This window comes from Streptomyces sp. NPDC047072, assembly GCF_040643855.1.
Lineage (GTDB): Bacteria > Actinomycetota > Actinomycetes > Streptomycetales > Streptomycetaceae > Streptomyces.
This window is the reverse complement of record NZ_JBEYVC010000108.1, coordinates 20125-35386: the sequence shown is the minus strand read 5'-3', so window position 1 is coordinate 35386 and position 15262 is coordinate 20125. Positions and strand designations below refer to the sequence as shown.

Annotated in this window: 13 protein-coding genes and 1 pseudogene; 7 read left to right on the top strand and 7 right to left on the bottom strand. The window is 73.0% G+C overall.

The features are described 5' to 3' along the window. Nucleotides 1-87: 87 nt before the first annotated feature. The 3 genes and pseudogenes from ABZ896_RS34390 to ABZ896_RS34380 form a co-directional block, all read left to right on the top strand. Nucleotides 88-576: pseudogene (locus ABZ896_RS34390) on the top strand (monooxygenase); the annotation flags it as partial. 60 nt (nt 577-636) lie between these two features. After that, a complete protein-coding gene (locus ABZ896_RS34385; protein WP_360937642.1) occupies nt 637-798 on the top strand; it encodes a putative leader peptide in 162 nt (53 codons plus the stop codon). Between the two features lie 89 nt (nt 799-887). After that, a complete protein-coding gene (locus ABZ896_RS34380) occupies nt 888-1451 on the top strand; it encodes a cysteine dioxygenase (protein WP_360937638.1) in 564 nt (187 codons plus the stop codon). A gap of 484 nt (nt 1452-1935) precedes the next feature. Here the strand turns inward: ABZ896_RS34380 and recX are convergent, their stop codons facing one another. Both recX and recA read right to left on the bottom strand, forming a co-directional pair. Continuing rightward, nucleotides 1936-2820: a recombination regulator RecX gene (gene recX / locus ABZ896_RS34375; RefSeq protein ID WP_360937648.1), complete on the bottom strand. Its 885-nt coding sequence runs from the start codon at nt 2818-2820 to the stop codon at nt 1936-1938. A 255-nt stretch (nt 2821-3075) separates the two neighbouring features. Continuing rightward, a complete protein-coding gene (recA, locus tag ABZ896_RS34370; protein ID WP_360937635.1) occupies nt 3076-4203 on the bottom strand; it encodes a recombinase RecA in 1128 nt (375 codons plus the stop codon). Between the two features lie 286 nt (nt 4204-4489). Between recA and ABZ896_RS34365 the strand changes: the two genes are divergently transcribed. Together ABZ896_RS34365 and ABZ896_RS34360 are read left to right on the top strand one after the other, a co-directional pair. Continuing rightward, complete coding sequence (locus tag ABZ896_RS34365; RefSeq protein ID WP_360937632.1) at nt 4490-4933, top strand: hypothetical protein; 444 nt, start codon at nt 4490-4492, stop codon at nt 4931-4933. Then, a complete protein-coding gene (locus ABZ896_RS34360) occupies nt 4933-5739 on the top strand; it encodes a hypothetical protein (protein ID WP_360937629.1) in 807 nt (268 codons plus the stop codon). Before ABZ896_RS34365 ends, ABZ896_RS34360 begins: the two co-directional genes overlap by 1 nt. Here the strand turns inward: ABZ896_RS34360 and ABZ896_RS34355 are convergent. Further along, nucleotides 5733-7022, bottom strand: coding sequence for an AI-2E family transporter (locus tag ABZ896_RS34355; RefSeq protein WP_360937626.1), 1290 nt, complete (start codon nt 7020-7022; stop codon nt 5733-5735). The two genes, ABZ896_RS34360 and ABZ896_RS34355, sit on opposite strands and share 7 nt — an antisense overlap. A gap of 59 nt (nt 7023-7081) precedes the next feature. Then, entirely contained in the window at nt 7082-7276 is a 195-nt protein-coding gene (locus ABZ896_RS34350; protein ID WP_351669671.1) for a DUF3046 domain-containing protein, read from the bottom strand. Nucleotides 7277-7356: 80 nt separating this feature from the next. On the opposite strand from ABZ896_RS34350, the gene ABZ896_RS34345 reads away from it, so the two are divergent. Further along, nucleotides 7357-8301 (top strand): hypothetical protein, encoded by a 945-nt coding sequence (locus ABZ896_RS34345; RefSeq protein ID WP_360937623.1) that lies wholly within the window; start codon nt 7357-7359, stop codon nt 8299-8301. 37 nt (nt 8302-8338) lie between these two features. Here ABZ896_RS34345 and ABZ896_RS34340 read toward each other — a convergent pair whose 3' ends face one another. The 3 genes from ABZ896_RS34340 to ABZ896_RS34330 are packed head-to-tail and all read right to left on the bottom strand — an operon-like array spanning nt 8339 to nt 10229. Next, nucleotides 8339-8647, bottom strand: a complete 309-nt coding sequence (locus ABZ896_RS34340) for an AzlD domain-containing protein (RefSeq protein ID WP_360937620.1) — start codon at nt 8645-8647, stop codon at nt 8339-8341. Beyond that, on the bottom strand, nt 8644-9366 hold the full coding sequence (locus ABZ896_RS34335) for an AzlC family ABC transporter permease (RefSeq protein WP_360937617.1): 723 nt from the start codon (nt 9364-9366) through the stop codon (nt 8644-8646). The genes ABZ896_RS34340 and ABZ896_RS34335 overlap by 4 nt, the downstream gene beginning before the upstream one ends. Then, complete coding sequence (locus ABZ896_RS34330; RefSeq protein WP_360937614.1) at nt 9363-10229, bottom strand: AraC family transcriptional regulator; 867 nt, start codon at nt 10227-10229, stop codon at nt 9363-9365. The genes ABZ896_RS34335 and ABZ896_RS34330 overlap by 4 nt, the downstream gene beginning before the upstream one ends. Nucleotides 10230-10337: 108 nt before the next feature. On the opposite strand from ABZ896_RS34330, the gene ABZ896_RS34325 reads away from it, so the two are divergent. After that, nucleotides 10338-15206, top strand: coding sequence for an ATP-dependent helicase (locus ABZ896_RS34325; protein ID WP_360937611.1), 4869 nt, complete (start codon nt 10338-10340; stop codon nt 15204-15206). Nucleotides 15207-15262 lie beyond the last annotated feature (56 nt).

Below are 15262 nucleotides of genomic sequence, written 5' to 3'. Positions count from 1 at the left end.
GGGCAGCGCGGGCACGACGGCCACCGCTCCTTCCCGTACCGCTGCCAGTAGCTCTTGCCGGTGCCGATCCACTCCTGGAGGGGGACGCTGCACACGGGCGGTCACCTGATGCGCGGCCCGCTCGGCGCGCCGGGGGCGTACGCCGACTCCCCGCTCGCGCCCCGGTACCTCGAAGGAGAGGTCCCCGTCGACACCCCGCCGGGCGCGGCGGTCGCCGATGTACGGGTCACCGCGGAGGACGGCTCCTTCGTACGACTGCGCGAACGCCTCGGCCGAGGCGCCCTGTTGGTCGTCCTGATCGCCCCGGGCACGGGTGTGTGGGAGCGCAAGCACTGGGTGACCGCCGGGATCATGCCCCGCCTCGCGGCGGCGGTGACCGCGCTGCCGCACCCCGCCGAGCTGCTGGTCGCCGAGGAGTACCCGGGCGCGGCCCCGCACACGGTCCTTCTCGTACGACCCGACGGCCACCTCGTCACGGCACTCGCCGGAGTCCGCCCGGCGGACCTGTACTCGGCGGCGGAGACGGTACTGGGCGGCCCGGAGGCGAAGGCGGAGGCGAGCGCGGGGTCTCGCTGAACGGCGGGGAAGTCGGCGGTTGAACCGCAGTAAAGCCGGCGGGGGAAGCTCCCCGTTGACGTGCTCACCGTCACTGTGCGTCCACATGGTGACGGTGAGTTGACCGTTCTCCCCGGTCGTGGTGTACTCCCGATCGTGACCGACACCTGTGCGCGCCTGTGGCGGAGGGTCCATGTGGACCTGGTCCGCTACGCGGGCTGCGTGTGTCGTGAGTCCTGCTGAATTCGCATCCCTCTTTCCCCGCGCGCCCCGCTCTTGTGCCGCCGCGCGCTCCCGCGAACTCTCGCCAGGCTCTCCTCAGGACGGTATCCGTGTCTGTCTCGCCCGCCGCACCTTCCGCCACCACGTCCTCCGCATCCGCCGCGTCCTCCGCTCCCGCGGCACCGCCCACCCAGGCCGACCTCCTCGACTTCGTCCGCCGCACCGCCGCCGACGCCGAACTCATCGCCTCGCTCCCCCTCGACCCCGAGGGCCGCACCTGGGTACGCCTGGAGGGCCCCGGCGGCAGCGAGGCCTGGCTGATCGGCTGGCCGCCCGGCACGGGCACCGGCTGGCACGACCACGCCGAATCGGTAGGCGCGTTCATCACGGCGTCCGGCGAGCTGAAGGAGAACTCCCTCGCCGCCCGACTCCCCGCGACGGGTTGGAAAACCCTGGAACTGGAGGACGGAGTGGACCGCGAACGCCGGCTCCCGGCAACCCAGGGCCGCGCCTTCGGCCGCCACCACGTCCACGAGGTCCTCAACGAGTCCCCCGACACCCACGCGATCTCCGTCCACGCCTACTACCCACCCCTCCCCCAGATCCGCCGCTACAGCCGCACGGGCCAGATCCTCCGCTTGGAGCATGTGGAGCGCCCGGAGGACTGGCAGTAGGGGATCCGGGCGGGCCGACGGGCGGTCGCCCCACCGGCACGCACATCGGGCACGAGGCCCTGCACGGCTGAGCTCAGGGCCGCTCGCCGACGGCGGTGATTGGTGCGGATATCCCGCCGCCAGAGCTATTCACGGCGTGTCACCGGGACATCCGCACCAATCACCCCGGCCCGCGGGGGCGCCGCCCGAGCACCGGCCCGCGTCACCGACTGCGGTACCCGCGCCGTGGTTTGCCCCCCATCCAGGCTTCCGGAACGCGGCCCGACGCCCGTACCCCGGCGGCTGAGCGGCTGAGCGGCTGAGCGGCTGAGCGGCTGAGCGGCTGAGCGGCTGAGCGGCTGAGCGGCTGAGCGGCTGAGCGGCTGAGCGGCTGGGCAAAGTAACCTCCCGTGCCGCTACCGCCACCGCCCCGCCCACCTCCCCCGCGCCGGTACCACCCGGCCCTCCCCCTCCCCTCCCCGCCCCGTCCTCGCCGCCGCCCCGCTCAGTCCCCCCCGTCGTCCAAGAACTCCGTATCCTCGCCCTCCTCCTCCAACGCCCGCCGGACCACCCGCAGGGCCATCCCCTCGGGGTAGCCCTTGCGGGCGAGCATCCCGGCGAGGCGGCGCAGGCGCTTGTCGCGGTCGAGGCCGCGGGTGGACCGGAGTTTGCGGTCGACGAGTTCGCGCGCGGTCACCTCCTCCTGCTCGGAGTCGAGCTGCGAGACGGCCGCGTCGATGAGCGTGGAGTCCACCCCCTTGGTCCGCAGCTCGCGCGCAAGCGCCCGCCGGGCCAGCCCCCGCCCGTGGTGCCGGGACTCCACCCAAGCCTCCGCGAACGCGCTGTCGTTGATCAGCCCGACCTCCTCGAACCGCGACAGCACCTCCTCCGCGGCGTCGTCCGGGATCTCCCGCTTGCGCAGGGCGTCCGCGAGCTGCTTCCGCGTCCGCGGGGTCCCGGTCAGCAGGCGCAGACAGATCGCCCGCGCCCGCTCGACCGGGTCCGCCGGAGCCTCCCCCTTCTCGGCCCTCGACGAGGCAGGGGCCTCTCCGTCCTCACCGGGCGACTCCCCGAAGCCACGGCGACGCTGCCGACGCCCCCGGGGACCGCCCGTGCCAGGGGCACCGCCATCACCGCGGCGCGAGCCACGCCCGGCCGCCCCGAAACCACGCGCCGCCCCGGCACCACCGCGCAAAGAACCGTCACCGGACGCCTCGGCACCGCCGTACGAAGGACCGTCACCGTACGCCTCACCCCCGCCGTATGACGGGCCGTCACCGCCCGCCCCGTCGCCGCCCCGAGACGATCCCTCACCGCTCGACTCACCGCCGTGCGATGCGTGACCGTCGGGGCGACCGATGACGTAGGGCCGACCGTCGCCGTACCTCAGCGCACGGCCGAAGCCCGCGTCCGCACCGCCCCCGGACAGCCCGCCCCCCGACGAGCCGTCACCGAAGGACCCGTCGCCGGAGGACCGGCCCGAGCCGTACGACACCGAGCGGCCGTGTCCCCCGTCCGCCCCGTGCCCCGTACCGTCCCCGTACTCGTCGCCGCCCGGCCCGGCAGAACCCCCGTCGCCCTTGCCGCCCCGCCCTCGCGGAGCGTCCTCGTACTCGGCCCAGTCGGTCCGCCGTGTCACAGGGGATCAGCTCTTGGCGGCCGGGGCCTTGGCCTTCGTCGCCTTCGCGGCCGCCGGAGCCGGCACCTTCGCGGCGTCGTCCGCCGCTACGGCGGGACCCGCGGCGTCCGCCCCCGGCTCGGCGGTCGGCTCCTCGGGCCGCACACCCACGCCCAGCTTCTCCTTGATCTTCTTCTCGATCTCGTTGGCCAGGTCGGGGTTGTCCTTCAGGAAGTTGCGCGCGTTCTCCTTGCCCTGGCCGAGCTGGTCGCCCTCGTACGTGTACCAGGCGCCGGCCTTGCGGACGAAGCCGTTCTCCACGCCCATGTCGATCAGGCCGCCCTCGCGGCTGATGCCCTGGCCGTAGAGGATGTCGAACTCGGCCTGCTTGAAGGGCGGCGCGACCTTGTTCTTGACGACCTTGACGCGGGTGCGGTTGCCGACCGCGTCCGTGCCGTCCTTCAGGGTCTCGATGCGACGGATGTCCAGACGCACCGAGGCGTAGAACTTCAGCGCCCGGCCACCGGTCGTGGTCTCGGGGGAGCCGAACATCACGCCGATCTTCTCGCGGAGCTGGTTGATGAAAATGGCGGTGGTCTTGGACTGGTTGAGCGCGCTCGTGATCTTCCGCAGCGCCTGGCTCATGAGGCGGGCCTGCAGACCGACGTGGCTGTCGCCCATCTCGCCCTCGATCTCCGCGCGCGGCACGAGCGCGGCGACGGAGTCGATGACGATGAGGTCGAGGGCGCCGGAGCGGACCAGCATGTCCACGATCTCCAGGGCCTGCTCGCCGTTGTCCGGCTGGGACAGGATGAGGTTGTCGATGTCGACGCCGAGCTTCTTGGCGTACTCGGGGTCGAGGGCGTGCTCCGCGTCCACGAAGGCGACCTGTCCGCCGGCCTTCTGGGCGTTGGCCACCGCGTGCAGGGTCAGGGTCGTCTTGCCGGAGGACTCCGGGCCGTAGACCTCGACGACACGGCCGCGCGGGAGGCCGCCGACACCGAGGGCGACGTCGAGCGCGGTCGACCCGGTCGGGATGACCTCGATGGGCTCCTTCGACCGCTCGCCCATGCGCATGACCGCGCCCTTGCCGAATTGCCGTTCAATCTGTGCGAGTGCGGCATCCAGGGCCTTCTCGCGGTCGGTTCCTGCCATGGGTTCCACCCGATTTGCTTGAGTCGATCGCTTCACGTCAAAGACGCTAACGCCTGCCACTGACAATGCGCCCCGACGCCCGTCCAGCCTGTGGATAACCCGGGGATCTCTCGACCCAAATCCCGTCGAAACACCCGCGTTCACTGCCGCCGGAGCCTCCATAAGAATGGATGTTCGATTTTCGTGTCAAGCGCACCACGCGGCACCGGGGCTACTTCCCCCGACGTATTCCAGGTGTCTTCACCAAGACGACGACCGGACGGGTCGTCCTCGCGACTCTGGACCCATGGACACCGAGCCGAGCACCTTCCAAGAGACCCCTGACAGCCCTGAGCCCCCTGTGGCCCCCGGCCCCGCGTCCCGGCGGACGGCGACGGCACGCCCGGCCGCCGTCACCGCGACCCTGGCCGCGCTGCTCCTGCTGGCCGCGTCCATCGGCGGGCAGATCGCCGCCGGTGCGGACTATCCGACCGTGCCGCCCGGCCTCGTCATCCCGCTCGTGGCGGCGGGCCTGCTGCTGTGGCGCACGAACCGCTGGACGACCGGACTCGCCCTCGCCGTCGGCCTGTTCATCGGCGTCGGCGCGATCCTGACCCCGAACACCGCCGACCACCTCTCGTCGGGGAACGCCGGCCTCGTCGCCACGACCCTCACCCAACTGGCAGCCCTCGTCGTACTGACGGCCGCCGGGGCCATGGCCACCTTCCGCAACCGGACAGCCCGTCTCTGATGACCCCGCCCCCGCCCTCCGTGCACGAGATCCAGAGCCCCTCATCGCCCCCGTACGCCCTCCCATCCCATCTGTCCACCGCCGAACGCCTCTGCCACGCGACCGGCGTCCTCCTGTTCCTCTCCGGTCTCGTCCACCTGGGGGTGTTCGCCGTCGACGGCGGGCCCTGGGAGGGTCCCGTCTCCTGGCGCAAGCCGGTGACGTTCGGACTCTCCTTCGGGCTGACGCTCGTCGCGATCACCTGGGTCACGTCGTATCTGCGCCTCGCCCCACGTCCGCGCACCGCGCTGCTCGCCGTCCTCGCCGCCGACTGTGTCGTGGAGGTCGCCGGCATCACGCTCCAGGCGTGGCGCGGGGTGCCCTCGCACCTCGACATGGAGACGCCCTTCGACACGGCGGTGTCCATGACGCTCGCGGTGGGCGGCGGTGTCCTCGTGGCGGTGCTGACCCTGTTCGCCGTCGCGTCGTTCCGACACCGGCCCACGGGCCCCGCGGGAATGGCCCTCGCGGTGCGCTCGGGGTTCGCGATCCTGCTCGTCGCGCTCGCTTCGGGCGCCGCGATGATCGCGCGCGGTGTGGTGCTCACCCGTACCGGCCACCAGGAGGCGGCCTACCACTCGACCGCCCCGCTCAAGCCGCTGCACGGGGTGAGCCTGCACGCCGTCCTGGTCCTGCCCGCACTGGCCTGGCTGCTGTCCCGCACACCCTGGAGCGAGCCGGTACGACGGCGGATCCTGTGGACGGCGACCGGGCTTTACGCGACCGCCGTACTCGCAACCGCCGTGTGGGCCACACTCACCTACTGACCGGAAGCCTTGCCCCCAGAGGGCCCGGAGCTCCCGGAACCCCGATCGTCGGTACCCCCCGACCCCGGTCTCCGCTCCCACAGCGCACGCACGCGTGCGACCAGCGAAGGCCCCTGCCCCCGCTCCCGGTGCCCATGGACACGGGGATCGTCCGTGACGTCGTACCGCTTCACGTACGCCCCCAGGAACGCCTGGAGCGTGGCGACCGCCGGGATGGCGATCAGCGCGCCGACCGCGCCCAGCAGGGCCGTGCCCGCGATGACCGAGCCGAAGGCGACCGCGGGATGGATGTCGACGGTCTTGGCGGTCAGCTTGGGCTGCAGCATGTAGTTCTCGAACTGCTGGTAGATCACGACGAAGACCAGCACCCACAGCGCGTACCAGGGATCGACGGTGAAGGCGATCAGCATGGGCAGGGCGCCCGCGAGATAGGTACCAATGGTCGGGATGAACTGCGAGACCAGGCCCACCCACACGGCGAGCACGGGCGCGTACGGCACCTCCAGGGCCTGGAGCAGGACGTAGTGCGCGACGCCGGAGACCAGCGCCATCAGGCCGCGCGAGTAGATGTAGCCACCGGTCTTGTCGACGGCGATCTCCCACGCGCGCAGCACCTCGGCCTGCCGGGCGGGCGGCAGGACCGAGCAGAGCGCGCGGCGCAGCCGGGGGCCGTCGGCCGCGAAGTAGAACGAGAACAGCGCGATGGTCAGCAGCTGGAAGAGCCCGCCGAGGACCTGCGCGGAGACGTCCAGGACGCCGGTGGCGCTGTTCTGCACGTAGTTGCGCAGCCAGTCGGAGCGGAGCAGCCCCTCCTGGACGTCCACCCGCTTCAGATCGGTGTGGAAGTGTCCGTTGACCCAGGCGATGACGGAGTCGAGGTACTGCGGGAAATCCTCCACGATCTTGATGATCTGGCCCGCCAGCATCGACCCGAGCAGCGTGACGAAGCCCGCGGCGGCGATCAGCACCGCGAAGAAGACCAGGAAGGTGGCGAGCCCCCTGCGCATGCCCCGCGCGGCCATCTTGCTCACCGCGGGTTCGATGGCGAGGGCCAGGAAGAACGCGATGAGGATGTTGATCAGCAGCCCGATGAGCTGGTGGAAGGCCCAACTGCCGAGCTGGAACACGGCGATGAGGGCGAGCGCGAGCACCATGGCGCGCGGCAGCCAGCGCGGCATGCGGGCGTTCTGGCCCGCACCGTCGGCCGGGGGCCCGGCGGGCGGTGTCGTACCGAACGGGGAGGGGTGCTGGGCTGCCTGCCCGGACTCGTCAGTGGGTGCCACGGTGCAAGTCTCGCCCACGCGACTGACAATCGACCGCCGTGCTGCGATCTTGTGACCGATCAGTGCCTCTCGCCGGGGACGTTCATGACAGAGCAGACAACCCGCCACACGTCCTTGGCGTCCCAGCCCGCGTCCAGCGCCTCGTGCACGGTGCGCCCGCCCAGCTCCGTCATCACGTGATCGCGCGCGAAGGTGTCGGCGTACCCCGGACCGAAGTGTTCCGCCATCCGCTGCCAGAAGACCGTCAACCGCATGACCCCAGTATCCCGCCCCTGAGGGTGGGCCTCGCCCGGGACCGCTTGCCGAGACCGCTTTCCGTCCTACGGTCTGACGCATGCCCGAAACAGGAGCTTCCCCACTCCCCCAGACGCCCCCGGCGCACTCCCCGCTCTTCCGCGCCGAGCACTTCGTCTGGCTCACCGCGCGCGTGCTGGAACAGCGTCTGTTCGCGTACCACTTCCTGAACGGCGACCCCGACCCGGTGGAGACGGCCCTGGACGCCTACCGCAACGCGGACGGCGGCTACGGCCACGCCCTGGAGCCCGATCTGCGCGGCCCGGTCAGCCAGCCGCTGCACACCGCGCACGCGCTGCGGGTCCTGGACGCCGTCGGACGCTGTGGCGGGCAGCGCGTGGAGCGCGTGTGCCGGTACCTCACCTCCGCCTCCACACCGGACGGCGCGCTGCCGGCGGTCACTCCCGCCCAGCGCGGCTATCCGACGGCGCCGTTCCTGCCGGTCCTGGACAACCCGCCGAGCGAGCTTCTGGCCACCGGCCCGGTGGTGGGGCTGCTGCACGGCAACGAGGTGTGGCACGCCTGGCTGTTCCGGGCCACTGACTTCTGCTGGCAGGCGGTGGAGTCCCTGGAGGACTCCCATCCGTACGAGATCCAGGCGGCCGTCGCCTTCCTGGACTCCGCTCCGGACCGCCCGCGCGCGGAGGCGGCCGCCGACCGTCTGGGCCGCCTGGTGCGCGAGCGCCGCTTCGCGGTCCTGGACCCGGCGCACCCCGAGCAGTTCCCCGTCTCCCCCGGCTACGCCCCGGCCGAGCACCACTTCCCGTACGACTTCGCGCGCACCGCGGACTCGCTCGCGCGCGCGTGGTTCACGGACGACGAACTGGGCCGCTCCCTGGACTTCCTGGCGGCCGAGCAGCAGGAGGACGGCGGCTGGCCCGTGCGGTGGCACCAATGGTCCCCTGCCACCGCCCTGGAGGCACGCCCCATGGTGACGATCGAGGCCCTGCGCACCCTGAGGTCCTACGGCCGCACAGTCGGCTGAGCCCTATTGTCCGCCCCTCACGCCCTTGTACGCCCCTTCACGCCCCCATGGCGCGCGCACCCGCCGTCACGACCACCGCGGCACCGACGACCACCAGAAAGGGAGCACGCAGGAGCAACGCCACGGCCGCCGCCGCAAGCCCCGCGGCCCGCGCGTCCAGCACCAGCGTCGGCCCGTCGGCGAAGGTCTGCTGCGCCGTGAGCGCGGCCAGCAGGGCCACGGGCAGCAGGGCGGCCAGCCGCCTGACGAGCGGCCGGTCGAGAACGCCCGCGGGCACGAGCAGCCCGGCGAGTTTGACGGCGTAACAGCCGAGCGCGGTGACGCCGATGGCGATCCAGGTGTTCATCGCCCCTCCTTCGTACGCAGCCCCCGCGCCCACAGGACGACCGGCGCCGCGAGCGCGGCCGCCAGCACCGGCACCCCCGCGGGCAGCACGGGCAGCAGCCCGAGCCCGAGGAGCACCGCGAGCCCGGCCACAGCCCGCTCGGTACCGGTCCTGAGCATCGGCGCGAGCAACGCCAGAAACACGGCGGGCCCGGCCGCGTCGAGCCCCCACGCGCGCGTGTCCCCGATCGCGTCGGCCCCGAGGGCGCCCAGCAGAGTGGTCAGGTTCCACAGGAGGTACAGGCTCAGCCCGGTCACCCCGAACCCGATCCGCGCGCTGCGCCGCGTCGGCTGCGCCAGCGTGACCGCGGACGTCTCGTCGATCACCCACTGGGCCGCGAAGGGCCGCAGCACGCGCGGAAGAGCGAGCAGCTGCGACAACCGCAGCGCGTAGAACGCGTTCCGCACGCCCAGGAAGAACGCCCCGGCCGCCGCGGTGAGCGGGTTCCCCCCGGCCGCGAGCGCCCCCACGAGCGCGAACTGGGACGCGCCGGTGAACACCAGAAGGCTGAGCGCACAGGTCTGCAGGACCGTGAGCCCACTCCCGGCCGAGGTCACCCCGAAGGCGAACCCGGACAGTCCGACGGCCACCCCGACTCCGAGGGCGTCCCGTACGACGGCGGCGTCCGGCTTGCCTCCACCGTCGGCATCGGTACTCGCGTGCACTGTCTGCTCTCTCACGCCCCGGACGGTAGGCAAAGCCGTCCCGCCAGGTCTTGTACGTTCTTGCGCTCCCGCTGATAGGCCCCCGGCGGCACCCCCACGATCCGTGTGAAGTGCCGGTTCAGATGCGGCTGGTCCGTGAACCCCACCTCGACGGCCACGGCGGCCGGAGAAGCCCCCGTATCGAGCAGCCGCAGGGCCCGCCGCACCCGCGCGTCCGTGAGCCAGGCGTGCGGCGGCATCCCATAGGCGTCCCGGAAGGCCCGCAGCAACGCGAACGGACTGGTCCCCAGATCGGCGGCCAGCCGCTCCAGGGTCGGCGGCTCGACCATCCGCTCCTCCAGCACGGCACGCGCGCGTGCGGCGACTCGCGCGCCCGCGGTCCGCACGTCCCGCTGCGGCAGCAGGCCCCCGTTCAACCGCAGCAACCGCGTCACGGCGACCCGCAACAGCGTGTCGGCGGCCAACGCGTTCCCCTCCTCCGTGGCCCGCAACACCTCGTGCACCAGCCCCACGGCATAGGGATCATCGAGCACCGGCCGCACGAACCCGGGGGTCCCCCGCAGTGAGGTGGTCTCCGCGGCGATCTCGGCGACAACCTCGGCGGACGGATAGACGGCCCCGTACCGCCACCCCTCGGGCACCCCGGCCCGCCCGGTGTGCGCCGTGTCCGGATTGACCAGCGCGAGCGCACCGGCCCCCGCGTACTGATCGGCCCCCCGATGATGAAAGACCTCCACTCCGTCGGCGATGGCCGCGATCACGAAGTGCTCATGCGTGTGCCGCACGAAGGTCTTGCGCACATACCGGGCGCGCAGCAGATCGACCCCCGGCAACTCGGCATACCTCCAGTGCCGGGCGCGTTCGCTGGAGTGGACCATGCGCCCAGTGTGCTGCCGGGACCGGTCACCGGGCGACTGCGGGGCCGTCGTGGCCGGTCGCGCCACGGGAGGCGACCCGTTGTCAGTGCCGAGGTGCAGGATGGACCCATGGTCAGCGACGCACACCGCGCCCTGCGCGGTTTCTCCCCCGCCACCCGCGGCTGGTTCACGGGCGCCTTCGACGCGCCCACGACCGCCCAGGCAGGCGCGTGGCAGGCCATCGGCGAAGGCTCGGACGTCCTCGTCGTCGCCCCCACCGGCTCCGGCAAGACCCTCGCCGCCTTCCTCGCCGCCCTGGACCAGCTGACCTCCACACCCCCACCCGCCGACCCCAAGAAGCGCTGCCGGGTCCTGTACGTCTCCCCCCTCAAGGCCCTCGCCGTGGACGTGGAGCGCAACCTCCGCAGCCCCCTCACCGGCATCCGCCAGGAATCCGTCCGCCTCGGCCTCCCCGAACCGGAGGTCAAGGTCGGCATCCGCTCCGGCGACACCCCACCGGCAGAGCGCCGCGCCCTCGCCACCCGCCCCCCGGACATCCTGATCACCACCCCGGAGTCCCTGTTCCTGATGCTGACGTCGGCGACCCGGGACGCCCTGACCGGCATCGAGACGGTCATCCTCGACGAGGTCCACGCGGTCGCCGGTACCAAGCGCGGCGCCCACCTCGCCCTCACCCTGGAGCGCCTGGACGAGCTCCTCCCGAGGCCGGCCCGCCGCATCGGCCTCTCCGCGACCGTCCGCCCCGTGGACGAGATCGCCCGCTACCTCTCCCCCCGGCGCAAGGTCGAGATCGTCCAGCCGAAGTCCGGCAAGGAGTTCGACCTCTCGGTGGTGGTCCCGGTGGAGGACCTCGGCGAACTCGGCGGCTCCCCGGTGGCGGACGGCGCAGAAGGCGCCGAGCGTCCCTCCATCTGGCCGCATGTCGAGGAGCGGATCACCGACCTCGTCCAGTCCCACCGCTCCACGATCGTCTTCGCCAACTCCCGCCGCCTCGCGGAGCGCCTCTGCAACCGCCTCAACGAGATCGCCTACGAACGGGCGACCGGCGATCCCCTGGAGGAACACCACGCCCCGGCGGAACTCATGGGCGGCTCGGGCGCGGCCCAGGGCGCACCCCCGGTCATCGCCAGGGCCCACCACGGCTCGGTCTCCAAGGAGCAGCGAGCCCTCGTGGAGGAGGACCTCAAGGCGGGCCGCCTCCCCGCCGTCGTAGCCACCTCCAGCCTCGAACTCGGCATCGACATGGGCGCGGTGGACCTGGTGGTCCAGGTCGAATCACCCCCTTCGGTCGCCTCCGGCCTGCAACGCGTCGGCCGCGCGGGTCACCAGGTCGGCGCGGTCTCCACCGGCGTCGTCTTCCCGAAGTACCGCGGCGACCTGGTCCAGGCCGCGGTCGTCACCGAGCGCATGCGCACCGGCTCCATCGAGTCCCTGAGGGTTCCAGCGAACCCGCTGGACGTCCTGGCCCAGCAGCTCGTCGCGATGACGGCCCTGGACACCTGGCAGTTCGACGACCTCCTGGCCACGGTCCGCAGGGCGGCCCCCTTCGCCGCCCTCCCCGAGTCCGCGTTCACCGCGGTCCTCGACATGCTCGCCGGCCGCTACCCCTCCGACGCCTTCGCCGAGCTGCGCCCGCGCGTGGTCTGGGACCGCGTCGCCGGCACGATCACCGGCCGCCCCGGCGCCCAGCGCCTCGCGGTCACCTCCGGCGGCACCATCCCCGACCGCGGCCTCTTCGGCGTCTTCCTCGCCGGCGCCGACCCCAAGAAGGGCGGCGGACGGGTCGGCGAGCTGGACGAGGAGATGGTCTACGAGTCGCGCGTGGGGGACGTCTTCACGCTCGGCACCAGCTCCTGGCGCATCGAGGACATCACCCGCGACCGCGTCCTGGTCTCCCCGGCCCCCGGCGTCCCCGGCCGCCTCCCGTTCTGGAAGGGCGACCAGCTGGGCCGCCCGCTGGAACTGGGCCGCGCGGTGGGCGCGTTCCTCCGCGAGGTCGGCTCGCTGCCCAAGGACGACGCCCGCCTCCGCCTCCTCGCCGCGGGCCTGGACGCCTGGGCGGCCGACAACGTCCTCTCCTACCTGGACGAGCAGCGCGAGGCCTGCGGCCATGTCCCGGACGACCGCACCATCGTCGTGGAGCGCTTCCGCGACGAGCTGGGCGACTGGCGGGTCGTCGTCCACTCCCCCTTCGGCGCCCAGGTCCACGCCCCCTGGGCACTCGCCCTCGGCGCCAAGCTCTCCGAGCGCTACGGCATGGACGCCCAGGTCATGCACGCCGACGACGGCCTCGTCCTACGGCTGCCCGACGCCGACCTGATGAGCCTGGACCTGCTGGACCAGGAGCCGGCGAAGCTCGGCACGGAGTACGACAGCGAGCAGGCCCCCGTGGGAGCCGCGGACGTCGTCTTCGACAAGGGCGAGGTCGACCAGATCGTCACCGACCAGGTCGGCGGCTCGGCCCTGTTCGCCGCCCGCTTCCGCGAGTGCGCCGCCCGCGCGCTCCTGCTGCCGCGGCGCAACCCCGGCAAGCGCACCCCGCTCTGGCAGCAGCGCCAGCGCGCCTCCCAACTGCTCCAGGTGGCCAGCGAGTTCGGCTCCTTCCCGATCGTCCTGGAGGCCGTCCGCGAATGCCTCCAGGACGTCTTCGACGTCCCCGGCCTCGTCGAGCTGATGGGCGACCTGGAGTCCCGCAAGGTACGCCTCGTCGAGGTCACCACCCCCGAGCCCTCCCCCTTCGCACGCTCCCTCCTCTTCGGCTACGTCGCCCAGTTCCTCTACGAGGGCGACTCGCCCCTGGCCGAGCGCCGCGCGGCCGCGCTCTCCCTCGACTCCCGGCTGCTGGCCGAGCTGCTCGGCCAGGCGGAGCTGCGCGAACTCCTCGACGCGGCGGTCCTCACCGAGCTGGAGCGTGAGCTCCAGTGGCTCACCGAGGACCGCCGCGTCAAGGACGCCGAAGGCGTCGCCGACCTCCTGCGCCTCCTCGGCCCGCTCACCGACGCCGAGTTGGCGGAGCGGGGCGCCGAACCGCACTGGGCGCGGGACCTCGCCGGAGCCCGCCGCGCCATCAAGGTCCGGATCGCCGGCGCCGACCACTGGGCGGCGATCGAGGACGCGGGCCGCCTGCGCGACGCCCTCGGCACCGCCCTGCCGGTCGGCGTCCCGGAGGCCTTCACGGAGCCGGTCAAGGACCCGCTCGGCGACCTCCTCGCGCGTCACGCCCGCACCCACGGCCCGTTCACCTCGGCCACCGCGGCGGCCCGCTTCGGCCTGGGCGTCGCGGTCACCGAGGGCGCGCTCCAGCGCCTCGCCGCGAGCGGCCGTGTCGTCCAGGGCGAGTTCCACCCGGCGGGCATCGGCCAGGAGTGGTGCGACGCGGCGGTCCTACGACGCCTGCGCCGCCGTTCCCTGGCGGCCCTGCGCCACGAACTCGAACCGGTGCCGCCACAGGCCCTCGCCCAGTTCCTCCCCCAGTGGCAGCACATCGGCAAGGGCCACTCCCTGCGGGGCGTCGACGGACTGGTGCGCGCCGTCGAGCAGTTGCAGGGCGCGTCGGTCCCCGCCTCCGCCCTGGAGAAGCTCGTCCTGCCGTCCCGGCTCGCGCAGTACAACCCGGCCCAGCTGGACGAGCTGACGGCCGCCGGCGAGATCGTGTGGGCTGGCGCGGGCGCCCTGCCGGGCAAGGACGGCTGGGTCTCCCTGTACCTGGCCGACGCGGCCCCGCTGCTCCTGCCCCCGCCGCACCCCCTGGAGCTGACGGCACTCCACCAGTCGGTCCTGGACGCCCTCACCGGCGGCTACGGCCTGTTCTTCCGCCAGATCGCCGACCAGGTCCGCGCCACCACCCACCCCGACGCCACCGACCCCCAACTGGCCGACGCCGTATGGGACCTGGCCTGGTCCGGCCGGCTCACCAACGACACCCTCGCCCCCCTGCGCGCCCTGCTCGGCTCCGGCCGTACCGCGGGTTCCACGGCCCACCGCGCCAAGCGCACGGTCCCGCGCGGCCGCTACGGCTCCCTGACGGCCGCCGCCCGCCCCGCCTCCCGCACCGGCCCGCCCACCGTCGCCGGCCGCTGGTCCCTGCTCCCGCAGCGCGAGGCCGACCCGACCGTGCGCGCCCACGCCCTGGCCCGCACCCTCCTCGACCGGCACGGTGTCGTCACCCGGGGCGCCGTCGCGGCGGAGGGGGTCGAGGGCGGCTTCTCGGCGACGTACCGCATCCTGTCCGTCTTCGAGGAGAGCGGCCAGGCCCGCCGCGGCTACGTCGTGGAGGGCCTCGGCGCCGCCCAGTTCGCCATGGACGGCGCGGTGGACCGCCTCCGCGCGGTCTCCAACGCCCGCGACCGTGGCGAGTCCCTGCCGGGCAACGAGACCGCGGACTGGGGGTTCCCCGCGGCCCCGAGCCTCACGCAGGAGCCCTCGACGACCGACGAGTGGGACTGGACCCGGGCCTTCGACACTCCCGAGACCACCCCGGACCTCGATCACCCGACACCCCGCCCCGGCTCCCGCGACGAGTACGTCTCCCCCCAGGACCACCCCCGACAGCCCATCCCCCAGCACTGGCAGAGCGGCCGCCGCACGCCCCCCGCCGACGCCTCCCGAGCCGTCGTCCTCGCCGCCGCCGACCCCGCGAACGCCTACGGCGCGGCCCTCCCCTGGCCCGACCCACCCACCGAGGCCGGCCACAAACCGGGCCGCAAGGCAGGCTCCCTGGTAGTCCTGGTGGACGGCGAACTGACCCTCTACATGGAACGAGGCGGCAAAACCCTGTTGGCCTGGTCCGACAGCCCAGACGCCCCCCGCCTCCAGACAGCGGCCGAGGCCCTGGCCACAGCCGCCAAGGCAGGCTCCCTGGGCACAGTGACGGTAGAACGCATCAACGGCACCCCAGCCCTGACAGCCCCCATCGGCACCCTCCTGGAAAGCGCAGGCTTCATCGCCACCCCACGAGGTTTGAGGCTCCGCGCATAGCACCGGCCCACACCAACCCACCTCCAGGGGCGCGGGGAACTGCGGGACCAGCCACA